This window comes from Hyphomonas sp. (assembly GCF_041398465.1).
In the GTDB taxonomy this organism is placed as follows: Bacteria; Pseudomonadota; Alphaproteobacteria; order Caulobacterales; family Hyphomonadaceae; genus Hyphomonas.
The window spans coordinates 677528-702514 of the sequence record NZ_JAWKUS010000002.1; the positions used below are offsets into that span (position 1 = coordinate 677528).

General features: G+C 59.6%; 22 protein-coding genes. 17 read left to right on the plus strand and 5 right to left on the minus strand.

Annotated elements, in window-relative coordinates:
* Positions 1-11 precede the first annotated feature (11 nt).
* Both R3C98_RS09770 and R3C98_RS09775 read left to right on the plus strand, forming a co-directional pair.
* Positions 12-737, plus strand: a complete 726-nt coding sequence (locus tag R3C98_RS09770; RefSeq protein WP_371313877.1) for a S26 family signal peptidase — start codon at positions 12-14, stop codon at positions 735-737.
* Positions 734-2638, plus strand: coding sequence for a DUF3363 domain-containing protein (locus R3C98_RS09775; protein ID WP_371313878.1), 1905 nt, complete (start codon positions 734-736; stop codon positions 2636-2638). Before R3C98_RS09770 ends, R3C98_RS09775 begins: the two co-directional genes overlap by 4 nt.
* A gap of 177 nt (positions 2639-2815) precedes the next feature.
* Here the strand turns inward: R3C98_RS09775 and R3C98_RS09780 are convergent, their stop codons facing one another.
* Both R3C98_RS09780 and R3C98_RS09785 read right to left on the minus strand, forming a co-directional pair.
* Complete coding sequence (locus R3C98_RS09780) at positions 2816-3673, minus strand: DUF4143 domain-containing protein (protein WP_371313879.1); 858 nt, start codon at positions 3671-3673, stop codon at positions 2816-2818.
* 347 nt (positions 3674-4020) lie between these two features.
* Positions 4021-7845 (minus strand): NACHT domain-containing NTPase, encoded by a 3825-nt coding sequence (locus R3C98_RS09785; RefSeq protein WP_371313880.1) that lies wholly within the window; start codon positions 7843-7845, stop codon positions 4021-4023.
* Between the two features lie 420 nt (positions 7846-8265).
* On the opposite strand from R3C98_RS09785, the gene traG reads away from it, so the two are divergent.
* The 14 genes from traG (at position 8266) to R3C98_RS09855 (ending at position 22277) form a co-directional block, all read left to right on the plus strand.
* Positions 8266-10329, plus strand: a complete 2064-nt coding sequence (gene traG / locus R3C98_RS09790; RefSeq protein WP_371313881.1) for an IncP-type conjugal transfer protein TraG — start codon at positions 8266-8268, stop codon at positions 10327-10329.
* The gene (locus tag R3C98_RS09795) at positions 10326-10787 is read left to right on the plus strand and encodes a CopG family transcriptional regulator (RefSeq protein ID WP_371313882.1); all 462 of its coding nucleotides are present in this window, start codon (positions 10326-10328) and stop codon (positions 10785-10787) included. Before traG ends, R3C98_RS09795 begins: the two co-directional genes overlap by 4 nt.
* Complete coding sequence (gene trbB / locus R3C98_RS09800; RefSeq protein WP_371313883.1) at positions 10780-11802, plus strand: P-type conjugative transfer ATPase TrbB; 1023 nt, start codon at positions 10780-10782, stop codon at positions 11800-11802. Before R3C98_RS09795 ends, trbB begins: the two co-directional genes overlap by 8 nt.
* Positions 11799-12110, plus strand: coding sequence for a TrbC/VirB2 family protein (locus tag R3C98_RS09805; protein WP_347448050.1), 312 nt, complete (start codon positions 11799-11801; stop codon positions 12108-12110). Before trbB ends, R3C98_RS09805 begins: the two co-directional genes overlap by 4 nt.
* Entirely contained in the window at positions 12110-12382 is a 273-nt protein-coding gene (locus R3C98_RS09810; protein WP_371313884.1) for a VirB3 family type IV secretion system protein, read from the plus strand. Before R3C98_RS09805 ends, R3C98_RS09810 begins: the two co-directional genes overlap by 1 nt.
* Positions 12376-14805 (plus strand): conjugal transfer protein TrbE, encoded by a 2430-nt coding sequence (gene trbE, locus R3C98_RS09815; RefSeq protein ID WP_371313885.1) that lies wholly within the window; start codon positions 12376-12378, stop codon positions 14803-14805. Before R3C98_RS09810 ends, trbE begins: the two co-directional genes overlap by 7 nt.
* A complete protein-coding gene (trbJ, locus tag R3C98_RS09820) occupies positions 14790-15515 on the plus strand; it encodes a P-type conjugative transfer protein TrbJ (protein WP_371313886.1) in 726 nt (241 codons plus the stop codon). Before trbE ends, trbJ begins: the two co-directional genes overlap by 16 nt.
* A 4-nt stretch (positions 15516-15519) precedes the next feature.
* Complete coding sequence (gene trbL / locus R3C98_RS09825; RefSeq protein WP_371313887.1) at positions 15520-16845, plus strand: P-type conjugative transfer protein TrbL; 1326 nt, start codon at positions 15520-15522, stop codon at positions 16843-16845.
* Between the two features lie 3 nt (positions 16846-16848).
* Positions 16849-17532 (plus strand): conjugal transfer protein TrbF, encoded by a 684-nt coding sequence (gene trbF, locus R3C98_RS09830; protein ID WP_371313888.1) that lies wholly within the window; start codon positions 16849-16851, stop codon positions 17530-17532.
* An 11-nt stretch (positions 17533-17543) separates the two neighbouring features.
* Positions 17544-18575, plus strand: a complete 1032-nt coding sequence (gene trbG / locus R3C98_RS09835) for a P-type conjugative transfer protein TrbG (RefSeq protein WP_371313889.1) — start codon at positions 17544-17546, stop codon at positions 18573-18575.
* A gap of 56 nt (positions 18576-18631) precedes the next feature.
* A complete protein-coding gene (locus R3C98_RS09840) occupies positions 18632-19831 on the plus strand; it encodes a TrbI/VirB10 family protein (RefSeq protein WP_371313890.1) in 1200 nt (399 codons plus the stop codon).
* Positions 19828-20073 carry a DUF2274 domain-containing protein gene (locus tag R3C98_RS09845; RefSeq protein WP_371313891.1) on the plus strand — a complete coding sequence of 82 codons (246 nt, stop codon included), beginning with the start codon at positions 19828-19830 and terminating at the stop codon, positions 20071-20073. The genes R3C98_RS09840 and R3C98_RS09845 overlap by 4 nt, the downstream gene beginning before the upstream one ends.
* A 30-nt stretch (positions 20074-20103) precedes the next feature.
* Positions 20104-20508: a helix-turn-helix transcriptional regulator gene (locus R3C98_RS09850; protein WP_371313892.1), complete on the plus strand. Its 405-nt coding sequence runs from the start codon at positions 20104-20106 to the stop codon at positions 20506-20508.
* Between the two features lie 221 nt (positions 20509-20729).
* Positions 20730-22277: a Fic family protein gene (locus R3C98_RS09855; protein ID WP_371313893.1), complete on the plus strand. Its 1548-nt coding sequence runs from the start codon at positions 20730-20732 to the stop codon at positions 22275-22277.
* Here R3C98_RS09855 and R3C98_RS09860 read toward each other — a convergent pair.
* The 3 genes from R3C98_RS09860 to R3C98_RS09870 all read right to left on the minus strand — a co-directional run bounded on the left by R3C98_RS09860 (position 22274) and on the right by R3C98_RS09870 (position 24504).
* Positions 22274-23548 carry a tyrosine-type recombinase/integrase gene (locus R3C98_RS09860; protein WP_371313894.1) on the minus strand — a complete coding sequence of 425 codons (1275 nt, stop codon included), beginning with the start codon at positions 23546-23548 and terminating at the stop codon, positions 22274-22276. The genes R3C98_RS09855 and R3C98_RS09860 overlap by 4 nt on opposite strands.
* 391 nt (positions 23549-23939) lie before the next feature.
* A complete protein-coding gene (locus R3C98_RS09865; protein WP_371313895.1) occupies positions 23940-24320 on the minus strand; it encodes a glycine zipper family protein in 381 nt (126 codons plus the stop codon).
* 61 nt (positions 24321-24381) lie between these two features.
* Positions 24382-24504 carry a hypothetical protein gene (locus tag R3C98_RS09870; protein ID WP_371313896.1) on the minus strand — a complete coding sequence of 41 codons (123 nt, stop codon included), beginning with the start codon at positions 24502-24504 and terminating at the stop codon, positions 24382-24384.
* A gap of 97 nt (positions 24505-24601) precedes the next feature.
* Between R3C98_RS09870 and R3C98_RS09875 the strand changes: the two genes are divergently transcribed.
* Positions 24602-24904 (plus strand): winged helix-turn-helix transcriptional regulator, encoded by a 303-nt coding sequence (locus tag R3C98_RS09875; protein ID WP_371313897.1) that lies wholly within the window; start codon positions 24602-24604, stop codon positions 24902-24904.
* Positions 24905-24987: the final 83 nt, after the last annotated feature.

The following is a 24987-nucleotide window of genomic DNA, read 5'->3' on the forward strand; positions in this document are numbered from 1 at the left end:
GGTTTCGGAAAGTGTACTGGACCACGCTTTCATTCCTCGGATCGGCCCTGATTGCGATTCCGGCAACAGGTCTCCTGCCATCCATTTTGCTCTATAATCCGAGCGAAAGCGCACCGCAGGGATGGTATCGGATCGAGGCCCTTGAGCATGTTTCGCGTGGTGATCAGGTTGTCTCGAACCTGCCCCAGGAAGCGGCTGAGTTTGCATCGCAGCGGGGATACCTGCCGCGAGGAATCCCAGTCATCAAGACGGTTGCCGCGCTCGAAGGCGACACTGTCTGTGATAGCGGCAGTGTCCTGGAAATTAATGACGTGCCAAGCGTTCGTATGCTCGCAGCAGACAAGGCAGGACGACCTCTCTCTTCGCCCTGGCGGACTTGCCGCCGCCTCCTTCCTGACGAAGTCCTGCTCCTCTCGGACCGCACGCAGGACTCCTTCGATGGGCGGTACTTTGGCGCCGTACGGAAGACCGACATCATCGGCCGGGCTGTCTGGATGGGCTCCGCAGTGCAAGCGCGATCAGAGGGAATGAGAAGGCAATTGAGGGGCAGAACGGAATGCAAGATAAAAGCTCATGGAGCTAATGAGGTGGCATCGCCTTGTCTGCACATCGATTTTTATGGCTCTATCCCTGAAGACACAGCTCCGTCATCTGAGCGAATGCTCAATGAAGACGACAGGATTGGGTGGCTCCATTCCGGAGAACTGGCCTGTTTCCCTCCGGAGCAACCGGAATGAGCACGCCACCGGACAATCCGTTCACGCCGAGACCTGGCAGGATTCGCTCGGCCGGATCAGGGGGACGTGCGAAGACTTATCTGACGCGGATGACGAAAGCCCTGTCGTCCGCCGGCGGTGTTCGCCGCACGGCCCTGCCTGCCCAGCCGCGTTCTGCCCCGCGCGGCGGACAGAGGCGCGTCATCGTCAAAGCCCGCATCGTGCGCATGTCGGCGTCCAGCGCTGCGGCCCTTGCGGCCCATATCGGATACATTCGCCGGGACGCCGCGCTTGAAGAGAAGGATCGCGGCAAGCTCTTCGACGCCATGAGCGAGGATGCGGGCGTGTCCGATCTCACCAAGTCCATCGCGGATGACCGGCACCATTTCCGGTTCATCGTCTCTCCCGAGGACGGCGCCGAAATGGCCAACCTCAAGCCCTTCGTCCGCGATCTCGTTTCGCAGATGGAAGCAGACCTCGACACACGGCTCGAATGGGTCGGCGCAATCCACCATGACACCGGTCGGCCGCACGCCCATCTGGTCATCCGCGGATGCCGTGACGATGGCTCGGATCTTGTAATGCCGCGAGCGTACATCTCGCATGGGATCCGCGAACGTGCGGAGGACCTGGTCACACTGGAGCTTGGTCCGGAGACAAGGCTCGAACAGGAGCGAAAGCTCAATGCCGAAGTTGCTGCCGAACGGGTGACGCGGATCGACCATTTCATCGCGCGGCAGATCAATCCTGAGGGGGAGTTCCTGTTGAAAGAAAGTCCCTCGCACTATCGCACCCTCCATGCCGCCCGGCTACGGACACTGGAGCGGCTTGGGCTTGCTCAGAAACTCGGCGCCGGACGCTGGCAGATGCGGGAGAGCTTTCGGGACGTCCTGCGAGACCTGTCCGAGCGCCATGACATCATCAAAACGATGAACCGCGCCCTCGCCGGACGCGGAGACCGGCGGCTCGAAGCGGACACGATCTTCGACAAGTCTGATCCTGACGGGCGGAGCGTGACAGGTGCGGTCTTGCAGACGGGCCTTACAGGCGAAGCACATGACCGGGCCTATGCCATTATCGACAGTCTCGACGGCCGCGCTGTCTTTGTCGAACTCGGTGTTGCCGGCGAAGTCGAGGAACTGAAGCGCGGCGCGATCGTCACCGTGTCGCCGCCGAACTTTGAGCCGAAACCTTCGGACATCACGATCGACCGGATCGCGCGAGCGAATGGCGGGATCTATTCGGCAAGCCTGCACCAGGCCGATGACCCGCGATCGGGGCCTGAATTTGTCGCGGCGCACGTGCGACGGCTGGAAGCCTTGAGGCGCGCCGGTCATGTCGAGCGAACCGCTGGTGCGGACTGGAAAATCCCACCGGACTATCTGGATCGCGTGCAGGACTACGAACGGACCCAGGCACGGTTCAGGTCGGCGCACTTGCTCGTGCGATCTGAGCTTGGGCTGAAGGATCAGGAGACGGCGCTGGGCGTCACCTGGCTGGACGAGGCGCACTCCGCATCCGGTGTGCCGCTTGGGTTTGGTCATGAGGTCGCGGAGGCGCAGCTGAAGCGACGCGCATTCCTGGCGGGAATCGGAATGAAGGTAGAGGCAGGCGGTGGACTATCCGCAGCACAGAAAGCTGAGCTGATGAAACGCGACCTGGCGCAGGCTGGCAGGTCTATGGGTGACGAGATCGGGAAGCCCTATTCACCGGCGCCAGAGCGCGGTCATGTCGACGGCATCTATCGCGAACCAATCTCGCGTGTGAGCGGGAAGTTTGCGGTCATTGAACGGCAGAGGGACTTTACAATTGTACCCTGGCGACAGGTGCTGGAACAGCGGCGTGGGGTGGCGGTATCTGGGATTGTCCGCGGGGGAAGGATTTCGTGGACCCTCGGGCGTGGGATCGGGATAGGAGAATGACCTCCGCTGCCAGTGATATCCGACTGACATTCAATTATTACTTGGATCGCTGCTAACAACCCCGAGACAATGGTTGCTCAGCTTCGTTGGAATAGGTCGCGCCGTTCAGGTCGTGGATCTGAACACGCAATTCGGTCGGCGAGGGGCATGACAATCAAAATCTCTTCAACGGGCGAACTAAACAGCCGACAGAACATTTTGAATAGTTCGAACCGCCGTTGAGAGATCTAGCTTATCCACCTTCCCGTCAACGATCTTATCGCCCCCCGAATGCACAACAAAACTGTCGGTTGCACCAATAAACTCACAACCACGATAGAATCCGGCTTCCGGATTGTCTTTCTGATTGGTCTTACATTCGATTGCAATTATCCGTCCGTTATGCAGCTGGGCATCAAGCACAAGATCTATCTCGTCCCACTTACCATCATCATTCCACTTCCGAAAAAATTGCGGCGTTGCGAAGTCCGCCGCCGCACGGATCATCTCCTCGATCGCATAGGATTCCCAACTGTCACCGACAGAAGAATGTCGTTGGAGCTGTTCCAAAGTTTCAATGCCGAGCACCGCATGCAATAGCCCGCTATCCCGTAGATAGATCTTCTGCATTTCCCCCAGACTCTCGTCACTTCCGGCCGGAAAATTGGGCAGTCTTCTCGTAATCCCCAGTTGGTCGAAGAGACGCAGCGCCATGCGTAGTTCTCTAGGTGTCACCATAGGGCACTTCGTGTCGTCCAGCTCGCAACTATTTCGATTTGCAACCCATCTCAAAATACCTTGAAGATCAAAAGCCTGTGTGACTCCCCAATCACAATAGTTGCGGTCCAACAAAGCTGCGAGCATTTGTAACCGCCAAGCTAGGCTATCCACATCACTCTCAGCTTTAACGCTGTCTGGAAGACCGCCGCGCAGCCAATGCACATGTGGCTCGAACATAGGCAGGTTGCGAGACTGTGGTTCGACCACGCTTTCGCAAGCTGGTCCGGAAGTGTCAAAAAGTTCAAAATGCTCCCCCGCAATATCGCGAAGGAGCATCGGATTCAGTGGGACTAGTTTGACACTACCTGAGAGCTCTATAGACAACCTTCTCGTAGTTGAAAGTTCGACTGGGACAACGATTAAGCGAGGCGCTTCGCTTTTCGACTCATTATTTCGGTACCAGTCCACCAACCTTTCGACATCTTCAGACCGAAAATGATCGAGTATCCGGACGTCAGCCCCCGGCTCTTCCAAAGCGTCGATATTCGTAAGCTCAGCACTCCCACGTTCTTGACACCAAATAGATACAGCTTTGGTTCGCCCCACCCGAGGCAACCCATGCAACACCGTTACGCGACTGTTCCGCACTGCTTCATCCAGAACATTGTTCACCCCCTCACGCATTACTGGCGGGGCCGCTCAAGATCGAGAACAACGACCTCGACGCGCCCTTCGCGGGTTGTCGCGCTGCATTCGACTAACTGTCTTCGTAGTTCTTCTGCATTGACGGGCGATGAGATACCCGGAGGTGGGTCCTTTGGTGGCTTCTGAGATCGTGTCCCGAACCAAAGTACCAAATAGATGCCGCACTGGGCACGCCAGTCGTTAACATAAAGTCTGTCAAGTTGTTGGTCCGCAGCCGTCCAAAGCTTGTCATGCCACTGACCTTTGATTTCAATTGGCACCATTACATCGCCCAGGAGACAGATGATGTCACAGCGTTTGTCATCCGCAAGGTGTCCTTCCGGAAGAGCCTGGATCTCAAATGGCAAAGGCCGAAGCATTTTGAGGATTGTATCTCGGCAGTCATCCTCTACTCGAGGCCTTCCTCCCTGGTAAAAGTCACGATACCAATCAACATCGCTACCTCGAAGTTTGCGTTGAACCGCATTGAGCTCCTCAAGCAGAATGACTTGAAGCTGCGCTGGCGTTGTCGGCGCGTTGTCGTGAACGACTGAAACAACAGAATCCAAGTCAGGAGAGACCCAGTCGAGCTCAACTTTCTTTCTTCGCTGCTCAGCTGCAACCGCTCGCAGCATGTTTGTGTACCCGTCCGCTTCCTCATCTCGCAACGAAGCCATTGCCTCGATCGCGTCAGCACTGATTTTATCGCCTAGTCGACTAATTAGCGCACTGATGAATTCGCTTAAGTTCCATGGATTTTCATCGCCTCGTGTGACGCCGCTCGGCCGTTCAACAACAGGGAACTGCCTTCTAAAACGCTGAACCATCCACATCAGCTGTTGTACATTGAGATCTATGGGTGGGGTATTGCTGTATCGATCGGAAACTCTTGAACGAATATTGTAGAGAAGGTCCTTCTCTACATATCCTTGCGCGTCTAGCTCGGTACTCGTCTGTTCAAAATCAACAATGAGACTGATCGCAGTCCAGTTGCGTCGCCGCTCTTCCTCAAGACCGGCCTCCTTCCTACGGCTTACTGCCAAGCTTCGAAGCGCTGATCGGCCTTCTGAGCTAGAAACAAGATGATCAAGCAGCTGAACTTCCATCGTGTTTGGCATGTTCGAATATCTAGTGAGCCATTCAATTGACAGACGCAGTGATAGATCAGTGTCACGTGCATCGTTCAATAGTTCGTGGAGCCCAGAAATATGCTCCTGATTGTTCGCAAATTGCGGCTCGAAATACAGGCGCTGAGTTTCCTCCCAACAACCGCGTTCGCGTAAAACGTCGGCCAATCGCTGTTCCAGATCGTCGATCCCCGCATGTTCATCAATCCTGGTGTGCCGCACTTCAAACAGCCCAGCCATCAAGCGTTCGCTTGGAAGGTCTTCGAAGCCGCGCTCTGTTCGAATTCGTTCCGCTAGTGCGGCAACGATAATGGTTGCGGCATCCCAACCTCGGCCCTCAGCATAACTTTGAGCGAGTTGACTAGCGGTTGGACGAACCGGAGTTGTTTGCAGGAAAGCCTCAAACCCTTCGAGACTGGCCACACACAACTCTGTTCCGAGCCATTCCTCTATGCGCCCTGGGCCATCGACTGCGTCGTCCCCGATATCGGCGAACATTTTCAGATATGCCTTCGCAGGCTGAACTACCGTGCCGTAGTGTCCGGAACGCATCTCTACAATGCGAGCAGCATAATTTGCACGATGCTTAGCCCATTCTTCCTCACGCTTGGCTTTTCTTTTCTTTTGGCGCTGCTCGTCCTTTATTTGCCAAGCTGGAACTTGAGGCGTACTCAAACTTTCCAACCACGCCGCCGACTCTGCATCGTCCTTTACAAACCGCGCTGCAGCTTCGCGGACCACACGGCCCCTATCGCCATCGTGATGGACAAGCAAAACCAGTTCCCGCCAATTTGCATCGTCAGGCTCGAGCGCACTCAGCAGAGCAAGCACATCTGACTCTTGTACGTTCAGTCCGGGCGAACGCCTCGTGAGCCTCCAAGTGCGCTGCCAGATGTTTTCTTCACCAGGTTGCTCGAGAAGCACCAAGCGCTGGATCGATTGTTTGAGTTCCAAATCTCGAGAAAGAAACTCGGCAACATATTTTCGGGATTCGTCGCGCAAACCTGCGTTGCTATCGAAGGGCTCAAGCCAGTTCCAGAGCTGCTTGGCAGAAACAGGGCGATGCGCGAGGCGTCTAGCGAGCAAACCATAAACAAGATCAGTGATTGCAGACACCTGTTCACGATCATGCTCTTCTAAATCCATTCGAGCTACTGCACTAAGTCCGTCGAGCACCGCGTCTATTCGACTTGGGGAAAGTTTGCGTTCGAAGGAAAAGTACACTCCGACGGTGTGTTCAACTCGCTCAAGCTGTGACAGGACCACTTCGAGCAATAGCTTGTCGTCGAATTGGTCGTATCCAACATTTCCCATCAATTCTATCGCCAGCCGAATTCCATTTTCACCGGCTTCGGCGCGGAGTTCTTCAATGGTCGAAGTCCAATTCATCGAGATGCCTGCTTCGATAAGAAGCTCGCCTGCTTCACTTCGAGTGGCGAACACCTGTGACTGATCCATTAGAATAGATTCGAGTGTTGGGGCCATTTTCTGGATCAACGATGACCCGTGAAGCGACTCAAATAGCAAAAGCTTGAGACGATGCGGGGTCTCCTGGCGTGTTATGAGTTCCGTTAATTCGGACAATAATTCCAGCTTGGCCAAGCCGGGAGCGCGAAATCTTTCCCAACCCATGAACCAAGGATTGTCCTCCGCAACAGAAGACAGCGCCCTCAAGAGTGCCTGAGCCTGAATGGAATGCAGTTTCGCCGCATCGCCATATTGTATGACGCCTAAAGGGTCAGTCGCGATAACCTGCTCGGCGAGTGCAGAGCTATGCCAAGCCAGCCAAGCATGCATCCCACGGAGGCTTGCGGGCACAAGTGCATGTCCGTTGAAGAGTTCGAAAAGCCTTCTCCGTTTCCTATCGCTGTCGCAATGTGACGCAAGCCAGCGCGCACCAAGAAATTCCCCGATTGCTCGGTGCGTGTAGGTAAATCGGTCATTGTCTATTGCGGCAAACAAACGAGAATCGAGAACCGCGCCAATTGTATCGCTTGCCGAAAGCGCACTAATTTGAGGTAAGCCAATGTCTGTCAGGGCTACGTTTGCTCGTCTTGAAATCGCTTCTTTGCCAGTCAGGATCAATGCAGCAAACGCCGCGCCTGCGACATTCAGCACTTCATCTTGGGGCAGAGTCGCAAGTTTAGTGTTTGCTTTCTCTTCGCGATGCTCTCGCCCTAGAATCTTGGTGGCCTTTTCGAACAATTCTCCTTTTGAAGCTGGTAGCTGGCCTTCGAGCGCCACCTGCTCAACAAGTTCGAGTGTCTGAGGGTTGCTCCACAAACCAGTAAGTCCATGGGACTCGAGGTAGCCAACTACTTCTTTTGCTCGCTCATCATCTAGAGAGGCCGATAGAAAGACGATGGCATCGTCGCGGTCTAGTGGATTGAGATGCAGTTCGATCGGAGGGGATGCATAGAGTTCCCGAAACCCTTGAAGAGCTGTCGCGCTCCGCCAATCAGCAACTCGGCAAGACACAATGAAGCGCGGGTATCCAATTTCTCCCAACTTCCGAACGACCAAATCAACGACGTCCCCTTGATGTTGCGCAGGCACCTCGTCCAATGCGTCCACCACCAAGGTTTGCGCCATACCATATCGCGCATTGAAATCTGGCGCGTTGATCAGCGCGCGCGCTGAACAAACTACATACCCATCTAGACCACATAACTGGCTCAAGAGCGTGGATTTGCCCATGCCAGCCTCACCTAGGATGACAAGCGATCTTGCATCACTCCTAAGAAAGCTCTCATCGACACTATGCCGTTCGCGATCATCTCGATACCAGAGACTGCGAGGCAAAAATCGGTCACGCACGCGTTGAGTCCATCTCGTCGTTTGATTGGGCTAATACCCAAACTCGGCTAAAACCTAAATCGCGAAATTGGATTCGCATATACTTTGTAGGTGACCAATCCCGTCCAAAGCCGAACACAGATGACGGCACAGCAATTCGGCCAGGAGACTGACGTTTATTACACCTCTAATTTAGTTCACAAGAAATTCTCGGAACTGCTCGTTCGCTGCACCATGGTTCCGAAGCCTTCAGAATACCCTACAAATTCCCCCCAATTCCCTCTCTGGAGACTGAGGGGCTGATTGGTCAGGTTCAGTGTCATGAAACATGGCACGAACCTCTTCTGGCAGATCATCCTCGTCTTGCTTGTCGTCCTGGTGGCGCTCTGGTGCGCGACGGAGTGGACGGCTTGGTCACTTGGCTGGTCGCCCCGGCTGGGTGAGCCGCTTTTCGTTATTCTCGACATGCCGGTCTATGTGCCATGGGCCTTCTTCGGCTGGTGGTATTCTTTCGATGCCTATGCCCCGGATGTGTTCGACCGGGGTGGACTGATCGCGGGATCCGGCGGGGTTGCCGCCATCGTGATTGCGGTGACAGGATCGATCCTCCGGGCACGGTGGGACAAGCGGGTCTCGACCTTCGGTTCGGCGCGGTGGGCGGAAGGCCGAGATCTGCGCAAGTCCGGCTTGCTGAAACCTGCCGGCGTGTTCCTCGGCCAGGCCCAAGGCTCCTATCTCCGCCATGACGGCCCCGACCATGTCATGGCCTTTGCCCCGACGCGGTCCGGCAAGGGTGTGGGGCTTGTTGTCCCGACCCTGTTGTCGTGGCCGCATTCGGTCCTGGTGCATGACATCAAGGGCGAGAACTGGCAGCTGACGTCCGGCTGGCGCTCAGAGTTCTCGCATTGCCTGCGGTTCGATCCGACCGATGTGGCCTCGGCGCATTTCAATCCCCTGATGGAAGTGCGCAAGGGCCCCTGCGAGGTGCGGGACGTCCAGAACATTGCGGACATCCTCGTGGACCCGCAGGGCAAGCTCGGCGACCTCGGGCACTGGGTCGATAAGGCAAACTCCCTGCTCGTCGGCGTCATCCTGCACGTCCTCTATGCCGAGCGGGAGAAGACACTGGCGCGGGTGGCGAGCTTCCTTGCCGATCCCGACCGGACGTTCCGTACGACCCTGTCGATCATGCTCCGGACCAATCATCTCGGTTCCGGCGAGGCACCGAAGGTGCATCCCGTGGTCGCCGAGACGGCCCGCGAGCTGATGAACCAGTCGGAGAATGAACTCTCCGGCGTGCTTTCCACCGCACTCCGCTTCCTGTCGCTCTATCGCGACCCGGTAATCGCGGAAGTGACCTCGCGAAGCGATTTCCGGATCGAGGACCTCGTTTCCGGCGACCGGTCGCTGTCGCTCTACCTGGTCGTGCCGCCCTCAGACCTTTCGCGGACGAAACCGCTGATGCGCCTAATCCTGAACCAGGTCGGCCGGCGGCTAACGGAACATCTGGACGTGCGTCCGTCTGTGCTTTCGCGCGGCAAGTCGCTGGCGCTGAACATTCTCGGGGCGTGGGGCCTTCTGGCGCCTCAGGTGTCTTCCGCCGAGCCGAAATCCCGCCGCCGGGTCCTGTTCATGCTGGACGAGTTCCCTGCTCTCGGCCGGCTCGACTTCTTCGAGAGCGCCCTAGCCTACATGGCCGGCTTTGGGCTGAAAGCTTTCCTAATCGCACAATCGCTCAATCAGATCGAAAAGGCCTACGGCCCTTCGAATGCAATCCTCGACAATTGTCATGTGCGGGTGGCGTTCGCGACGAATGACGAACGGACGGCCAAGCGGATTTCCGATGCGCTCGGCACCAAGACCGAACAGCGCGCAATGAAGAACTATGCTGGGCACAGGCTCGCACCCTGGCTCTCGCACAAGATGGTGTCCCGTCAGGAAACCGCCCGCCAGCTGCTGACGCCCGGCGAAGTGATGCAGTTGCCCGCGGACCAGGAACTTGTCCTCGTTGCAGGCTCCCCACCCGTGCGGGCTATGAAGCTCCGCTACTATGAGGACCAGAACTTCACCGAACGGCTGAAAGATGCACCGGACTTTTCGACCTGCATTCCAGGCGCCCCGGAGGATGATTGGGGCACGGAAATCCGGTCGATCCATGAAGGCCTGATGCAGGCCTCGGAGATCGAAACCGATGGCGAGGGCCTCGGTCCCCAGAAGGCACGCGATGCCGCCCGGGATCGTGCGCAGGTCTCTGCGCCGGCCAGGACCGGCAAGTCGCAATCAAAGTCACGCGGCGCGCCACAGCCCAGCCTCTTCGATGCGCTCGTGCAAGCCGACAGTCTCGAACAGGCGACCGGCATTGACCTGACGGGAAATGGCCAATGAAACCCCGCATCCAGCCCTATATCTCACCTGAGACTCATCGCCGGCTCCAGGCCATGGCGAAACGCCCGGGCCTCTCCGAAAGCGCGATCGTCGACCGGGCCCTCGTCGCTTACTTTTCCGGCGAGGCGGACAATCAGCGCGAGGCAGCGATCAATCGCCGACTCGACCGGCTGACGCGGCAGTTCGGACGGATCGAGCGGGACAATCTCGTCCTTGCCGAAACGCTCGCAACCTTCGTGCATTATTTCCTGACGGTGACCCCGCCGGTGCCGGCGAACCAGGTGGAGGCCGCCCGCGCCAAGGGAGACCTCCGGTTCGATCTGTTCGTCCGTCAGGTCGCCGAGGCGCTCCGGTCAGGGCAGCGCATTCTCCAGAACGCCGTCGAGGATGTGACGGCGGAAGCGGCAAGTCTCGAAAGCGAGTCCGGTCCTCTAGCTGAGGAGCGGGCCGATGCGTGACACGCCGAGCCTTGCACGAACCCGCGCCATGCTGGTGACGGCACTCGGAGACGAGATCGTCGCAGCGCTGGACGATCCCGCCGTAGTCGAGATCATGATCAATCCCGATGGCAAGCTCTGGGTCGAGCGGCAAGGGAGCGGACGGATCGAGACGGGCCTGATGCCTCCCGCCGATACGGAACGTGTCATTCGCCTGGTCGCCAGCCATATGGGACGGCGCGCGGATGCGGCCTCTCCCATCGTGTCAGCGGAGTTGCCGATGGGCGGCGAACGGTTTGAAGGGCTGTTGCCGCCGGTATCGCCGGGACCGTGTTTCTCGATCCGCAAGCCTGCGGGCCGAGTGATCAGTCTGGATACCTATGTCAGTTCCGGCGTCATGGCAGCTCATCATGCCGAGGCTTTGCGGCGCGCGGTGCTGGAACGCGAGAACATTCTCGTGGTCGGCGGTACAGGCTCCGGAAAGACAACGCTCGCCAATGCGCTCCTTGCCGAGATTACCCGGACCGGCGACCGGCTCGTTATTCTCGAGGACACCCGCGAGCTTGTTTCCGCGGCAGCGGACTCGGTGCAGCTGCGCACGCAGCCGGGTTCCGTATCGCTCGCCGACCTTGTCCGCTCGACGCTGCGCCTCCGTCCCGACCGGATCATCATCGGCGAGGTCCGGGGCGCCGAGGCACTCGACATGCTGAAGGCCTGGAACACCGGCCATCCGGGCGGGATCGCCACGCTGCATGCAAACTCCGCCCTTGGCGGCCTCTCCCGGCTCGAACAGCTGATCGGCGAGGCCTCCGCTCAGGTACCGCACGACCTCATCGCCGAAACGATCGACTGCGTCGTCTACATCTCGCGGCGCTCCGGCCGGCACCGGGTCGAGACGGTCGCGCGCATGAACGGGCTCGGACGCGGCGGGTACGACCTCAGCCCTGTCCAGCCGGACCTGCAGCTCGTCCTACCGAGTCTTCCTTTTTCTGAACCGCTTCTCTCAACCGCGCCTGAAAGGACACCACCCCAATGAACAGAGACATGGTCAAGGGCATCAGCCTCACCCTGCTGGTCGCCACACTCGCCTTCCCCGCCCATGCGGCCGGGTCCGGCATGCCCTGGGAAGCGCCGCTGCAGTCGATCCTCGAATCCATCGAAGGCCCGGTCGCCAAGATCCTTGCGACCATCGTGATCATCCTGACCGGCCTCGGCCTTGCTTTCGGTGAGAGCGGCGGCGGCATGCGGAAGCTCCTGCAGATCGTCTTCGGCCTGTCGATCGCCTTTGCCGCGACCTCGTTCTTCCTCTCCTTCTTCTCCTTCGGCGGCGGGGCAACGCTCTGATGGCTGAGGCGACGCCCCTGCCCCCCGGCTACAGCGTGCCGGTGCATCGCTCGCTCACCGCGCCGATCCTGCTCGCCGGCGCGCCAAGGCTTGCGACCATCGTCAACGGCACGCTGGCCGCCGCGCTCGGCATCGGCCTCCAGCTCTGGGTGGTGGGCCTCGTCTTCTGGATCGTCGCGCAGGGAATCTGCGTGTTCGCTGCCCGGCGCGATCCGCAATTCACAGACGTGCTGATCCGGCACATCCGCCAGAAGGCTTATTACGCATGCTGAACCTCCGAGAATACCGCACCCGCCCGGCCTCGCTCGCCGACCATCTCAAATGGGCCTGCCTCATCGCGCCCGGCATTGTCCTCAACAAGGATGGCAGCCTCCAGCGCACCATCGCCTATCGCGGCCCCGACCTTGAAAGTTCGACGGCGGAGGAACTGGTCGCCGTCACGGCGCGGATGAACAATCTCCTCCGCCGGTTCGGCTCCGGCTGGGCGCTGCATATCGAAGCGGACCGGCGGCCATCGGTCACCTATCCCGAAAGCACTTGGCACGATCCGGCGGCCTGGCTGGTCGACGAGGAACGCCGCGCGGCTTTCGAAGAGGCGGGACGGCATTTCGAGACCGATTGCTATCTCACCCTCGCCTGGATGCCGCCGGCCGATCGGACAGCAAGGATCGAGCAGCTCTTCATTGAGGATCCGGCGGACGCCCCCGCGGCCTTCTGGAGCGAGCATCTGACGTATTTCGAAACCGAGACTAGCCGTGCCCGAGACATGATGGCGGACCTCATGCCGGAGGCGCGGTTCCTGAACGACGATGAAACGCTGACTTATCTTCATGCCTGCATCTCTACGGCACGTCAGTCTGTGCGGGCGCCATCCGTGCCGATGTGCCTCGATGCGCTTCTGGTCGACACCTCCCTGACGGGCGGGCTCTCGCCTCGTCTTGGCGAGGAGACGCTGAAAGTCCTGACCATCAACGGGTTCCCCGCAACCGGAGAGCCGGGGCTCCTGTCGGAACTCGACCAGCTCGGCTTTGCGTATCGCTGGGTGACGCGGTTCCTGCCCCTCGACAAGCCGGACGCTGAGAAGACGCTCAGTACTTACGTCCGCAACTGGTTTGCGAAGCGCCGGTCCCTCACCTCCTACCTCCGTGAAATCCTCACCAACGAGTCGGCGACGCTGCTCAACACGGATGCCGACAATCAGGCCGCTGACGCGGATGAAGCCCTGCAGGCGCTCGGCGCCGGCCATGTCGCGTTCGGATACTGCACGACAGCGATTGTGGTCCGGCACGCGGATGCTTCGATTGCCGAGGATCAGATCCGTGCTGTCGAGCGCGTCATCCGCGGGCGCGGCTTCACCTGCGTCGCAGAAAGCGTGAACGCGATCGAAGCCTGGCTCGGCACGTTGCCGGGCGAGGCCTATGCCAATGTCCGCCAGCCGCTGCTGAACACGATCAATCTCGCCCATATGGCGCCGCTCTCTTCGCTCTGGGCAGGACCCGAGCGCAATACGCATCTCTCCGGCCCGCCGCTCCTGATGGCGCGCTCTGCCAGTTCGACCCCATTCAGGCTGGTCACCCATCAGGGCGATGTCGGCCACATGATGGTGGTCGGGCCGACCGGAGCCGGCAAGTCGGTGCTTTTGTCCCTGCTGGCGCTACAATTCCGTCGCTATGAGCAAGCCCAGGTCTTCATCTTCGACAAGGGCGCATCGGCGCGCTGCGCGACGCTCGCAATTGGCGGGACCTGGCACGAGCTTGGTCTAGACGGCGATCTCGCCTTCCAGCCTTTGAGGGATGTCGAAGGCGAAGCGGGCCTCGCATCGGCACAAGCCTGGGTGCTGGGGCTGATTGAGCAGGAAGGTGTCACGGTGACGCCGGAAGTGAAGCAGGCCGTCTGGACGGCTCTGCAGAGCCTCGGCGTGGCGCCGGTCGCCCAGCGAACGCTGACGGGTCTCGCCGCCCTTATCCAGTTGCCGGACCTCCGGCAGGCGCTCGAGCCTTATTCGTTGGCCGGACCCTATGGCGCCCTGCTGGATGCCGATGAGGACCGTCTCGAAACCGGCGACTTGCTCTGCTTCGAGATGGACGCGCTGATGCAGGACAAGCGGCTCGCCGCGCCCGTGCTGGCGCACCTGTTCGCGAAGCTTGAGACCCGGTTCGATGGCCGGCCGACACTGCTCATCCTCGACGAGGCCTGGCTGTTCCTCGATCATCCGATGTTTGCGGGGCGCCTGCGTGACTGGCTGAAGACGCTCCGCAAGAAGAACGTCTCCGTCGTGTTCGCAACGCAGAGCCTGTCGGACATTGCAGCAAGCGCGATAGCGCCTTCCCTTATCGAAAGCGCGCCCACGCGCATCTTCCTTGCCAATGCGCGCGCCGAGGAGCCTTCGCAGCGCGCGGCGTATGAAGGGTTCGGGCTCAATGCGCGCCAGGTCGAGCTGATCGCGCGGGCGACGCCGAAGCGGGATTATTATGTTCAGACACCGGACGGCAATCGCCTGTTCGATCTGGATCTCGGTCCCGTCGCGCTCGCCTTCTGCGCTGCCGGGTCGAAGGCCGACCAGAAACTGATTTCGGAGATTTGTGCTGCGGTCGGCCCGGACGGGTTCGCACCGGCATGGCTTGCAGCCCGCGGGCTTAACTGGGCCGCAGACCTCATCGGAACCGAAGGAGAGATGCCATGCGCCGCCGAATGATTGCCCTTCTGCTGGGGTCTGTTTCTACATTTGGACTGGCCGCGCCTCCTGCCAATGCCTTGCTCGGCGTCGGCGACGTCGTCATCGACCCGACCAATCTCGTCCAGAACATCCTGACCGCCACGCACACGCTCGAACAGATCAACAACCAGATCCAGCAGCTCCAGCATGAAGCGCAGATGCTGGTGAACCAGGCCGAGGATCTGAAGCGGCTCGACTATGCCTCGACCCAGCACCTGAAACGCCTGCTCGAACGGATCGAGACTCTGATGCGGGAAGCCGGCGAAGTCACCTACGAGGTCGAGCAGTCCGAGCGGCAGTACCGCGAAGCCTTCCCGGACTCCTATGAAGACCTCACCAATGAAGAGATCGTGGCGGAAGCCGCAGACCAGTGGCGGATCAGCCGCGACGCGTTCCGCGCCTCGATCCAGGTCCAGTCGGGGATCGTGACCTCCATTGCGGAGGCCCGCAATACCCTGACCGACCTTGTCGGCGAGAGCCAGTCGGCGACCGGGAACCTGTCCGTGGCGCAGGCCGGCAACCAGCTCGTTGCCCTTTCGGTCGAGCAACAGATGCAGATGCAGCAATTGATGGCCGCGCAGTACCGGATGGTGGCGCTGGAAGAGTCGCGCCGGGCGGCCATCGAGGAACAGGCCCGCATCCGCCACAAGCGCTTCGTCGGCGACGGCGTCGCCTATACGAGGGATTAGGGCGATGGAAGACCTCGGCGTCATTGACCAGTTCGTCGCGACATTTTCCGCTTATATCGACAGCGGGTTCGGGCTCCTTCAACCGGATGTCGCCTTCCTGACAAGCGCGCTGATTGCCATCGACATTACCCTGGCAGGCCTCTTCTGGGCCATGGGTCCGGACACGGACATTGTCGGCAGGTTCCTGAAAAAGGTCCTCTATGTCGGCGCCTTCGCCCTGATCCTTGGCAATTTCGCGCTCCTGTCCGACATTGTGTTTACGAGCTTTGCGCAACTGGGGCTCAATGCGACCGGCGGTACGATCACGGCCGAGGACATCATGAAGCCGGGCTTCGTCGCCGCGACCGGGTTCGATGCGGCCCTGCCGCTCCTCGACGAGATCGAGAAGCTCACCGGCCCGCTCGCCTTCTTCGAGAACTTCGTGATCATCGCGGTCCTGTTCCTCGCCTGGGTCATCACGCTGCTCGCCTTCTTCTTCCTCGCAATCCAGCTCTTCGTCACCATCATCGAATTCAAACTGACGACGCTCGCCGGGTTCGTGCTGATCCCGTTCGCGCTCTGGAACAAGACCTCATTCCTTGCTGAGAAAGTGCTCGGCAATGTCATCGCCTCCGGTATCAAGCTCATGGTCCTGGCGATCATTGTCGGCATCGGCTCGACCATCTTCTCGTCCATCACCTCCACGTTCCAACCTGACGAGGTGACGCTCGAACAGGCCGCCTCCGTAATCCTGGGATCCCTCTCCCTGCTGGCGCTTGGCCTGTTCGGGCCCGGCATTGCAACCGGGCTCGTCTCCGGTGCGCCGCAGCTGGGCGCCGGCGCCGCCATCGGCACGGCCGCCGGCGTTGCCGCCGGAGCGGTCGCGGGCGGCAGCCTTGCCAAATCGGCGGTTGGGGCCGCTGCCGGTGGGGCGCGGAGCGCTGTCGGCGCTGCCGCTTCGATGACGGGCGGCGCCCGCACGGCCTACCAGATGAACGCGGCTGCCTCCGGCAAGACCGATGCCGGCGCCGCCGCGGCGGGCATGAGCGGTGTTGCGGGCGCAGGCGTCCGCGCAGCGGCGTCCGGCGCACGGAACCTCGCCGGTCGCATGTTTGGCAATCCCCGGGACAGCCATCAGGCCGGCGCGCGGGCCGCTTTCGCCGCAACAGGCGGCACAGGTCCCGCGGGTCCGCCGTCTCCTCGCGGACCGGACTCTTCCCCGGACTGGGCCCGGCGCATCAAGCGGGACCAGCATGTGCGCGACGCCGGCATGATGGCCGCAACTGCCGTGCGCGATGGCGACCGGCCGGGTGGCGGCACATCGATCGAACTCAGGAAAGACGAGGACTAGGCAATGCTCTGGAAGCGCAACTCCACCCGCTATGGCGAGACCACGGCGCCCGTGACGCCCTACCAGCGCGCGGCGCAGGCCTGGGACGACCGGATCGGCTCCGCCCGCGTCCAGGCGACCAACTGGCGGCTCGCGGCACTGGGGAGTCTGGCCTTGTCCTTCGTACTCGCAGGCGGCCTTGTCTGGCGTTCGACCCAATCGATCGTGACACCTTACGTGGTCGAGCTGACCGGCGAAGGCGCTGTGCGCGCCGTCGGTCCCGCCGACGGGCGTTATGAGCCGACCGATGCGCAGATCGCTTATCACCTCGCCGAGTTCGTGAAGAATACGCGGTCCATCTCCATCGATCCGGTCGTGGTCCGGCAGAACTGGCTGAAGGCCTATGCCTATGCGACCGACCGGGCCGCGGCGACACTCAACGATTATGCGCGCGACAACGATCCGTTTGCGGAGGTCGGCAAACGCTCGGTCTCGGTCGATGTGACGAGCGTCGTGCGGGCCTCGGACGACAGTTTCACCGTGCGCTGGCGCGAGACCGCCTACCGGAACGGCACCGAGACCGGCCAGTCAACGCATACGGGCGTCTTTTCGATCGTCATCGATCCGCCACGCACCGAAGAGGCCCTCCGGGCCAATCCCCTCGGCCTATACGTCCACGGCCTCAACTGGTCGAAAGACCATCAATAGGAGCATACCTTATGAAACGCCTTGCCCTGATCCTGCTTGCTTCCTCGTCTGCCTTGGCGGCATGCGAAACCCTGCCCGCGTCACGCGGCCCCGACATCACGCTGGATGAACCGGACTATGTCGAGGATCTCTATCTCGCCCCGGATGTGGAAGAGACAGAGGTCGCGGACGCCACGCCAGCTCCGGAACCGGTGGTCTACCGCACCTACACGCCGACGATTGTGACGGGTGCCGTGCCCGGCCAGCTGAAGCCGATGCCGACCAAGACTGAGACGCCGTCCCTCAAACCCTATCAGGCGATCGAGGCCGCAAATGGCAAAGCAGCCATTGAGCCTTCGCTCGACAATTACATGAACGCGATCCAGGTCTATCCCTATACGGTCGGCGCGCTCTACCAAGTCTATTGCGCGCCGGAACAGGTGACCGACATCGTTCTCCAGCCCGGTGAGGAGCTTGTTTCCGTCTCGGCCGGCGACACGGTTCGCTGGGTTCTGGGTGATACGGTCTCGGGAACCGGAACGGACTCGCAGGCCCATATCCTGATCAAGCCGACACAAGCCGGCCTCAAGACGAACCTCATCATCACGACGAGCCTGCGCGCTTACCATCTCGAACTCCGCGCCTTCGAAGAAACATATATGGCGGCCGTCTCCTGGCGCTATGCCGACCAGCAATTGGTGACGCGGGTCGCAAGCTCCAGCACGGCGCGCGCATCGGCATCCTCCTCGCCGGCAGGACTGCAGCTCGACCGGCTGAAGTTCCGGTACGACATCGACGGCGATGCGCCGCACTGGCGGCCGGATCGCGTCTTCGACGATGGCCGTAAGGTCTATATCCAGTTCCCGACCCGGCTCGACCAGGGCGAGGCGCCCGCCCTGTTCGTTATCGGCCGGGACGGCAAGTCCCAGCTCGTCAACTACCGGATGTCCGGCGACTACTATGTCGTCGACCGCCTGTTCGCCCGTGCCGAACTCCGCCTCGGAGAGAAGCGCCAGGATGTCGTGAAGATTGCGCGCAATGACCTTGGAAGCACGAAGCCATGACGGAGACAGTTACCCCTCCGCCCCAGCCCTTGGAAATCCGTGGGAAACCACGACCCGTGAAGAGGTTCTCCAAACGGGCGCTGATGGTACTCCTCGGCACCGGCAGTGCGATCGTTCTTGGCTCGCTGGCGTTTGCCCTGCAGGGACCGAAGGAAGATGCTGGCGGTCCTGCGCGCGAGCTCTACAATACCGGGCATAATCCGGAGGCGGATGGATTGGCCGCGCTGCCGAAGTCTTACGGGGAGCTGCCGCCAAAGGAGGACATTCTCGGTCCGCCGCTTCCAGGCGACCTCGGCGGCCCGATCCTGAAGGCTCAGCGCGAAGGGCGCATGGGGCTGCCGGAGGAAGTTACACCTGAAACGGATCCGATGCGCGAGCAGCTGGCGGCGCTTGAAGCCGAGCTTCGGGCACGCGAAGCGGCACTGACGGATGCCGCACGGGGGAGCGGTGTGTTTTTCCAGGTGGGGTCGAGTGCTGGGTCGAAGACTGTTATTGGGAGTGTAGCATCTGAGGCAACGGGGTCGCTGAGATTTCCGGACCTGTCGGCATTTGCGCCGTCCCGAGAGGGTTCGTTCGGATCGTCACTCCGCGAGGATCCGAACCGGCAGGTGCGGAAGCTGGAATTTCTGGGCGAGGAACCGGATCCGTCGATCTACAATCCGCACCGGCTCGAGAGGCCCGTCTCGCCCTATCAGCTGATGGCGGGGACGATCATCCCGGCCACGCTGCTGACCGGCGTCAACTCCGACCTTCCGGGCCAGGTCATCGCGCAGGTGACGAGCCCGGTCTATGACACAGTGACAGGTGAGACCGTGCTCGTGCCGCAAGGCGCACGCCTGATCGGGCGCTATGACAGCGTGATCGCGTTTGGCCAGTCACGAGCCCTCCTTGTCTGGAGCCGGATCGTGATGCCGGACGGCTCCTCTATCCGGATCGACAATCTCGCCGGCGTTGATGCCCGCGGCTATGCCGGTCTTGAAGACAAGGTCGACTATCATTCCTGGAACCTGCTGCAGGGCGTCGCGCTTTCGACCCTGCTTGGCATTGGCGCCGAACTTGGCACCGACGATGAGGGTGATATCGCCCGGGCGCTCCGCCGCTCAGCGCAGACCGGTGCCAATGAAGCCGGTCAGGAAATCGTTCGCCGTAACCTCGACGTCCAGCCCTCGATCACGATCCGGCCGGGCTGGCGCCTCGGAGTACTCGTCAACAAGGACATCGTTCTGAAACCCTATGAAGGAGGACACCAACCATGACCAAGACCAGTCTGAAGATCGGACCGCTGCCGGACAAGACACCGCAGAAGCTGACAGTTCTGATCGAACCATTCCTCGCCGCTGAGCTTGAAGACTATGCGCGGGTTCACAGCCAGCTTCATGGCGAAGACGCTGCCGTACCCGTGCTCGTCCCTCACATGCTCGAAGCGTTTCTCGCGAGTGATAGCGGGTTCCGGAAGGCACGTCGCAGTCTCCCCGACATCTCCCGTTCCACCGGCTGATCAATTCGCCATAAGTGAAGGAACTTAAGCATGCGCCACGAGAATATCTCAATCGGGACCGGCAATCCGCTCGACGTCTTTCCGGACACGCTGCGCGAACGTGTAGGTTCGCTGGCACGGCGTCTCGGCAAACCTTCCGAATATGTCCTGATCGACCTTGTCGAAAGCGCGCTTGCACGCCGGAACCAGGTCGCAAACAACCACAAAGCTTCTGAGGATGTACCGCACTGGTCGAGCCATGGAGATGACGATCTCGTGGACCCGAAGGAAGCCAGCCTCCGAATGAAGCTTTCGGTCTCAACCCTCGCGAAAATGCGGTGCAAGGGCGACGGTCCACCTTACATCAAGCTCGGCTCGCGGTCAGTTTATTACAAAGTGCGGGATGTAGACGCCTACCTTTCCGACCGTCAGTTTCAGTCGACCTCCGAGGAATAAAACAGCCTTTAACCTGCTTTTTGCGCCGGAAAAGCAGGCTACAAGCTTATTGATGGGCGGAGATCGGTTAGACCCTGAAGACCTCATCAGCGACCTCGCTCACACTCGATTTTTGATCATTTTTCGCGATTTTTCGACATTTTGAACGTTATTCGTATTTTGTGAGTGTTTTTCGGGAAGAATACGATTAGATCAGAATTGCGTTTTGAGGGTTTTTCATCGTGCCCCACGAAAACTATGATTTTTCGCCCGATTTGAGGGTTTTTCGCGACCGCCACGTTCCTGAAGGTGTGCGACTGTGCGGCTATGCGGCCCTGATCCACGCCTTCGACCTCGACATCCCGCTCCCGCGCGTGCTGAGTGGAGCAAAGCCAAGCTTTGCAGAGATGACTGCAGATGGTTGGCAGCTCTATTCTCCGCGCCATCTGCCGGATCCAGGTTTCGCCGGACACCTGACCTTCGCGCTCCGCTATGAGCCCGTGGACCTGTTGATCCTTAAAGCCCTCTTCCAGAAGACCGGGGCAGCCCCGGTCGAAGACATGGTTCGCGCCAGTCCGAACGGCCAGTATGCAAGGCGTGCCTGGTTCTTCTTCGAATGGCTGACCGGCACCACGCTCGACCTGCCCGATGCTGGCGCCGTAGGTTACACAAATGCGCTGAACCCGGACATTCAGATTGCGTGCCGTGGGACCAATTCGCAGCGCCATAGGGTCCGGAACAATTTGCCGGGGTCACCGGACTATTGTCCGCTGGTCGCACTCACACCGCCAATCAAGGCATTTCTCGATCGCGACCTTGCCGGCGAGGCAGCGGCAATCATCCGGCCAATCGGTAACGATCTTGTTGCCCGGGCGGCGGCCTTCCTGCTGCTCGCCGACTCCCGGTCGTCCTTTGCCATCGAGGGCGAAAACCCGCCACAGGACCGCCTGCAGAGCTGGGGACAGGCCATCGCCCAGGCGGGACGCAATCGCCTAAGCCACGAAGAGCTCTGCCGCCTGCAGAGGATCGTCATTCCAGACGCTCGCTTCATGCGGATGGGCTACCGCATCGAGGGAGGGTTTGTCGGAGAACGTGATCGCCACAGTGGCTCTCCCCTGCCCGAACATATCAGCGCTCGGGCTGAAGACCTGCAGGCGCTCATGGCGGGGTTGCTCAATTTTGCAAATACAGACGCGTCCGGCCTCAATCCGGTCGTTGCAGCAGCGCTGATTGCATTTGGATTTGTCTATATCCATCCGTTCGAAGACGGTAACGGGCGCATCCATCGATACCTGATCCACCATCAACTCGCTTCCTCAGGATTCAATCCGCCCGGACTCGTCTTCCCTGTATCGAGTGCGTTTCTGTCACGCATCATCGAATACCGGGATACACTCCGCTCCCATTCAGAACGTATCCTGCCCTTCATTCGGTGGCGGGAAACAGAGACTCATAATGTCGAAGTCCTGAATGAGACGGCTGATTTCTACCGCTACTTCGACGCGACACCGCACGTCCAGTTCCTGTTCGAATGCGTCGCCCAGACGATCGAAAGGGACCTTCCGGAAGAGCTGCTGTTCCTTGAACGCTACGACCAGTTCAAGACACGCATTGAACAAAGGCTGGCTTTTCCTGATGCCCGCCTCGATCTGTTGTTTCGATTTCTCAAGCAGAACAATGGCACCTTGTCCCAGCGCGCGCGAGAGAATGAGTTTGCTGCTCTGACGCCTGAGGAAGCGGTCTGGGCCGAGGCGGTCTATGCAGACGCCTTCCCTCCAGTTGCCCCTTAAGCTCGCTTGCGCGCGAACGCATAGGCAGCCTCGACGCCATCTGCCACGGGACGCTGGGAATCGACGAGCAGGTGAGCATAACGCTCCGTGGTAGAGGCCCGCTGGTGCCCAAGATTGGCGCCAATCATCTTCAGCGACTCGCCGGCATTGATTGCGAAGGACGCATAGGCGTGACGGAAATCATGTACTCTGAAGTCCTTGATCTTCGCGCGCGCAGCGATCTTCTCCCAGGTATGGCTGATGCGCTTGATGTGATCAGAGCCGCTTCTTGAAGACGGGAAAACATACTCCGCCTCCTCATCAGCTTCTTCGCTGCGGCGCGTCAGGATCTCTACGCATCGCGCCGACAGGGGCAAAGATTTGTACTTCTTTACACCACCCGTCTTGTGGCGAAGTGGCGGAAGCTTGAGGATACGCCGCTCCAGGTCGACCTCTTTCCATTGGAGCGCCTTGATCTCAGAAGCGCGTGCAGCTGTCAGAAAAATCAGCTCAAGGCAATCAACCTGGTCCTGAGTGATCTCGCCTTCCCCCAACAAGGCATCGATCGCCTTGAACATGCGTTCGGCTTCTTTCGTCGTCAGATAACGGTCCCGAGCCCCATCCTGTATCTTGTTGATCTTGAGACACGGATTGGACTCGACCAGTTCGCGCTTCACGGCCCAGCCGAGCATTGCCGACAAGGAACGCACCGCGTGCGATGCAGCCCCCCGCCCGCCACGAACCCTGCTGCCGGACCCCTTTGCCATTTCTGCTGATACGCCCGTCAGAACATCATTCTGGAACCGGGAAATATGGTGCGGTCTCAGATCACCGACTGTGATCCGTCCCAGAAGACGGCGGGCATGATTGTTGAGGTAGTTCTTGTCATTTGCCCAACTCGACTCCCGCTTGTCCGGTTTGTCGATCGGGCCTTGGTCAAGATAGAGATCGATGAGCTTCGAGATGGTCAGCGCGCCAATCTTCTGCTCAACGCGCTCCAGGGTTTTCTGCGCTGATGGGTCATTTCCCTTGGCCACTTCACCAAGGATTTCCTTCGCCTTGTCTCGGGCGGTTTCCGGCGTCCATGGATCGCCATGCTTCCCAATCGTGTACCAGCGATAGCGGCCGCCGAAACCATAGCCGACGACATAAACCTTGCGCCCAGTTGGATAGACAACGAGGCAAAACCCCTTCTGCTCGCTGTCCCAGATCCGCGTGCGATTCCCGTGCTCAGCGATGGCAGAGTCCACCAGCCGTTTCGTGATGCGGTGTTCCCCAACTCTCTTCGCCACCTACCCAAATCCTCATAGGTTCTTCCAAAAGTCTATGCAAAATTATGATTTGCATGCCATTTGGAAGATAAACTTTTTCGGTATTCTCATATTTTACAAAAGGATGCACCGAAATTCCAGCTAGAAAATAGCTAGAAAACGGACGGAATTCATGGGTATCAATAGGAAACTTGTCCCAACAATGGGAAGGACAAAAATGCGCTTATAATGCTGTTTTTATTACATTATTATCTATTTTCATCTAAGATGAACAACTTGCGAATTTGACCCCTATTAGCTTCCCAAGCTGACGACGAGGGTTCGATTCCCTTCACCCGCTCCAAGCATTTATCCCTGAAAACTTGGACGCGCAGCGTGGGGATGCATCGCCGCGCGTCCTTTCGCGACCGGACTAGCCGACGACCGGGTGGCCACGGCCTTTCATGCAGTCAATCACAATGTCGCGGCGCTCATTGCGCGTTTCGACCATCGTCGCACCAGCACCCGCCACGGCGCCGACAATTGCCCCTGCGACGGCACCTTCCGTGTCATTCACGTCATCGTCAGCAATGCCTGCCAACATGCCCAGCCCAGCGCCGATCATGGCGTTGTTCCTTGTGTCTCCATTGATGTAGCCGCGCTCAGTGGCCACCGCCTGGCAGGATTCGAGATCTGCCGCATAGGTGACGCTGGTCGGACCGTCCGCAACGGGTTCATAGCTCGCACCGGAACTGGCGCAGGCCGCCAGGGCAAATCCGGAGGCGATCAGCGTGGTGAGTTGAAAAGATGTCATGTTGTGGTTTCCAATTTTTATTGAAGGATTTTTTGAAATGGCCGGTTCGTTCCGGTACGGATCAGATGATGCCGTTCACCAGCAACACGCTGGCGAAGATCATCAAAAGGACCGCACCGGTCAGAGCGGCGGAGGTGGAATCGAGCGCGAGCGAACCTGCACGCGCAGAAATACTGCGTGTCATTTGGACTCCTGTGGACTAGACAAGGCCCCTTCTTGCTACATATTATGTAGCGACACATATTGCTACTTTTTCCGTAGCGCAAGAGGGTGAATTCCCGATGAGTGAGAAAAAAGCACAACGGCCGATCATGGCGCTGCTCGACATTCTTGGTCAGAGATGGGTTTTGCGCATCATCTGGGAATTACGTGATGCCCCGCTTACATTCCGCGCCTTGCGGGAGCGCTGCGATCAAATCTCGCCGACGGTGCTGAATCAGCGCCTCGCCCTGTTACGCGAAAATGGATTGGTGGAGCTTGGCGACGCGGGTTACCAGCCCACGCAATCCTGTAGGGAACTGGGCGGTATCCTGATGCAACTCAGCGACTGGTCGAAAAGCTGGGACCAGCCCTCAGGGTCGTAAAATTCAAACGGCCGCCGACTCGTTTTCGACCTGCGCACAATCCAAGATTGTGCAATATCCACTTCAGGCAGCGCAGCGTGACT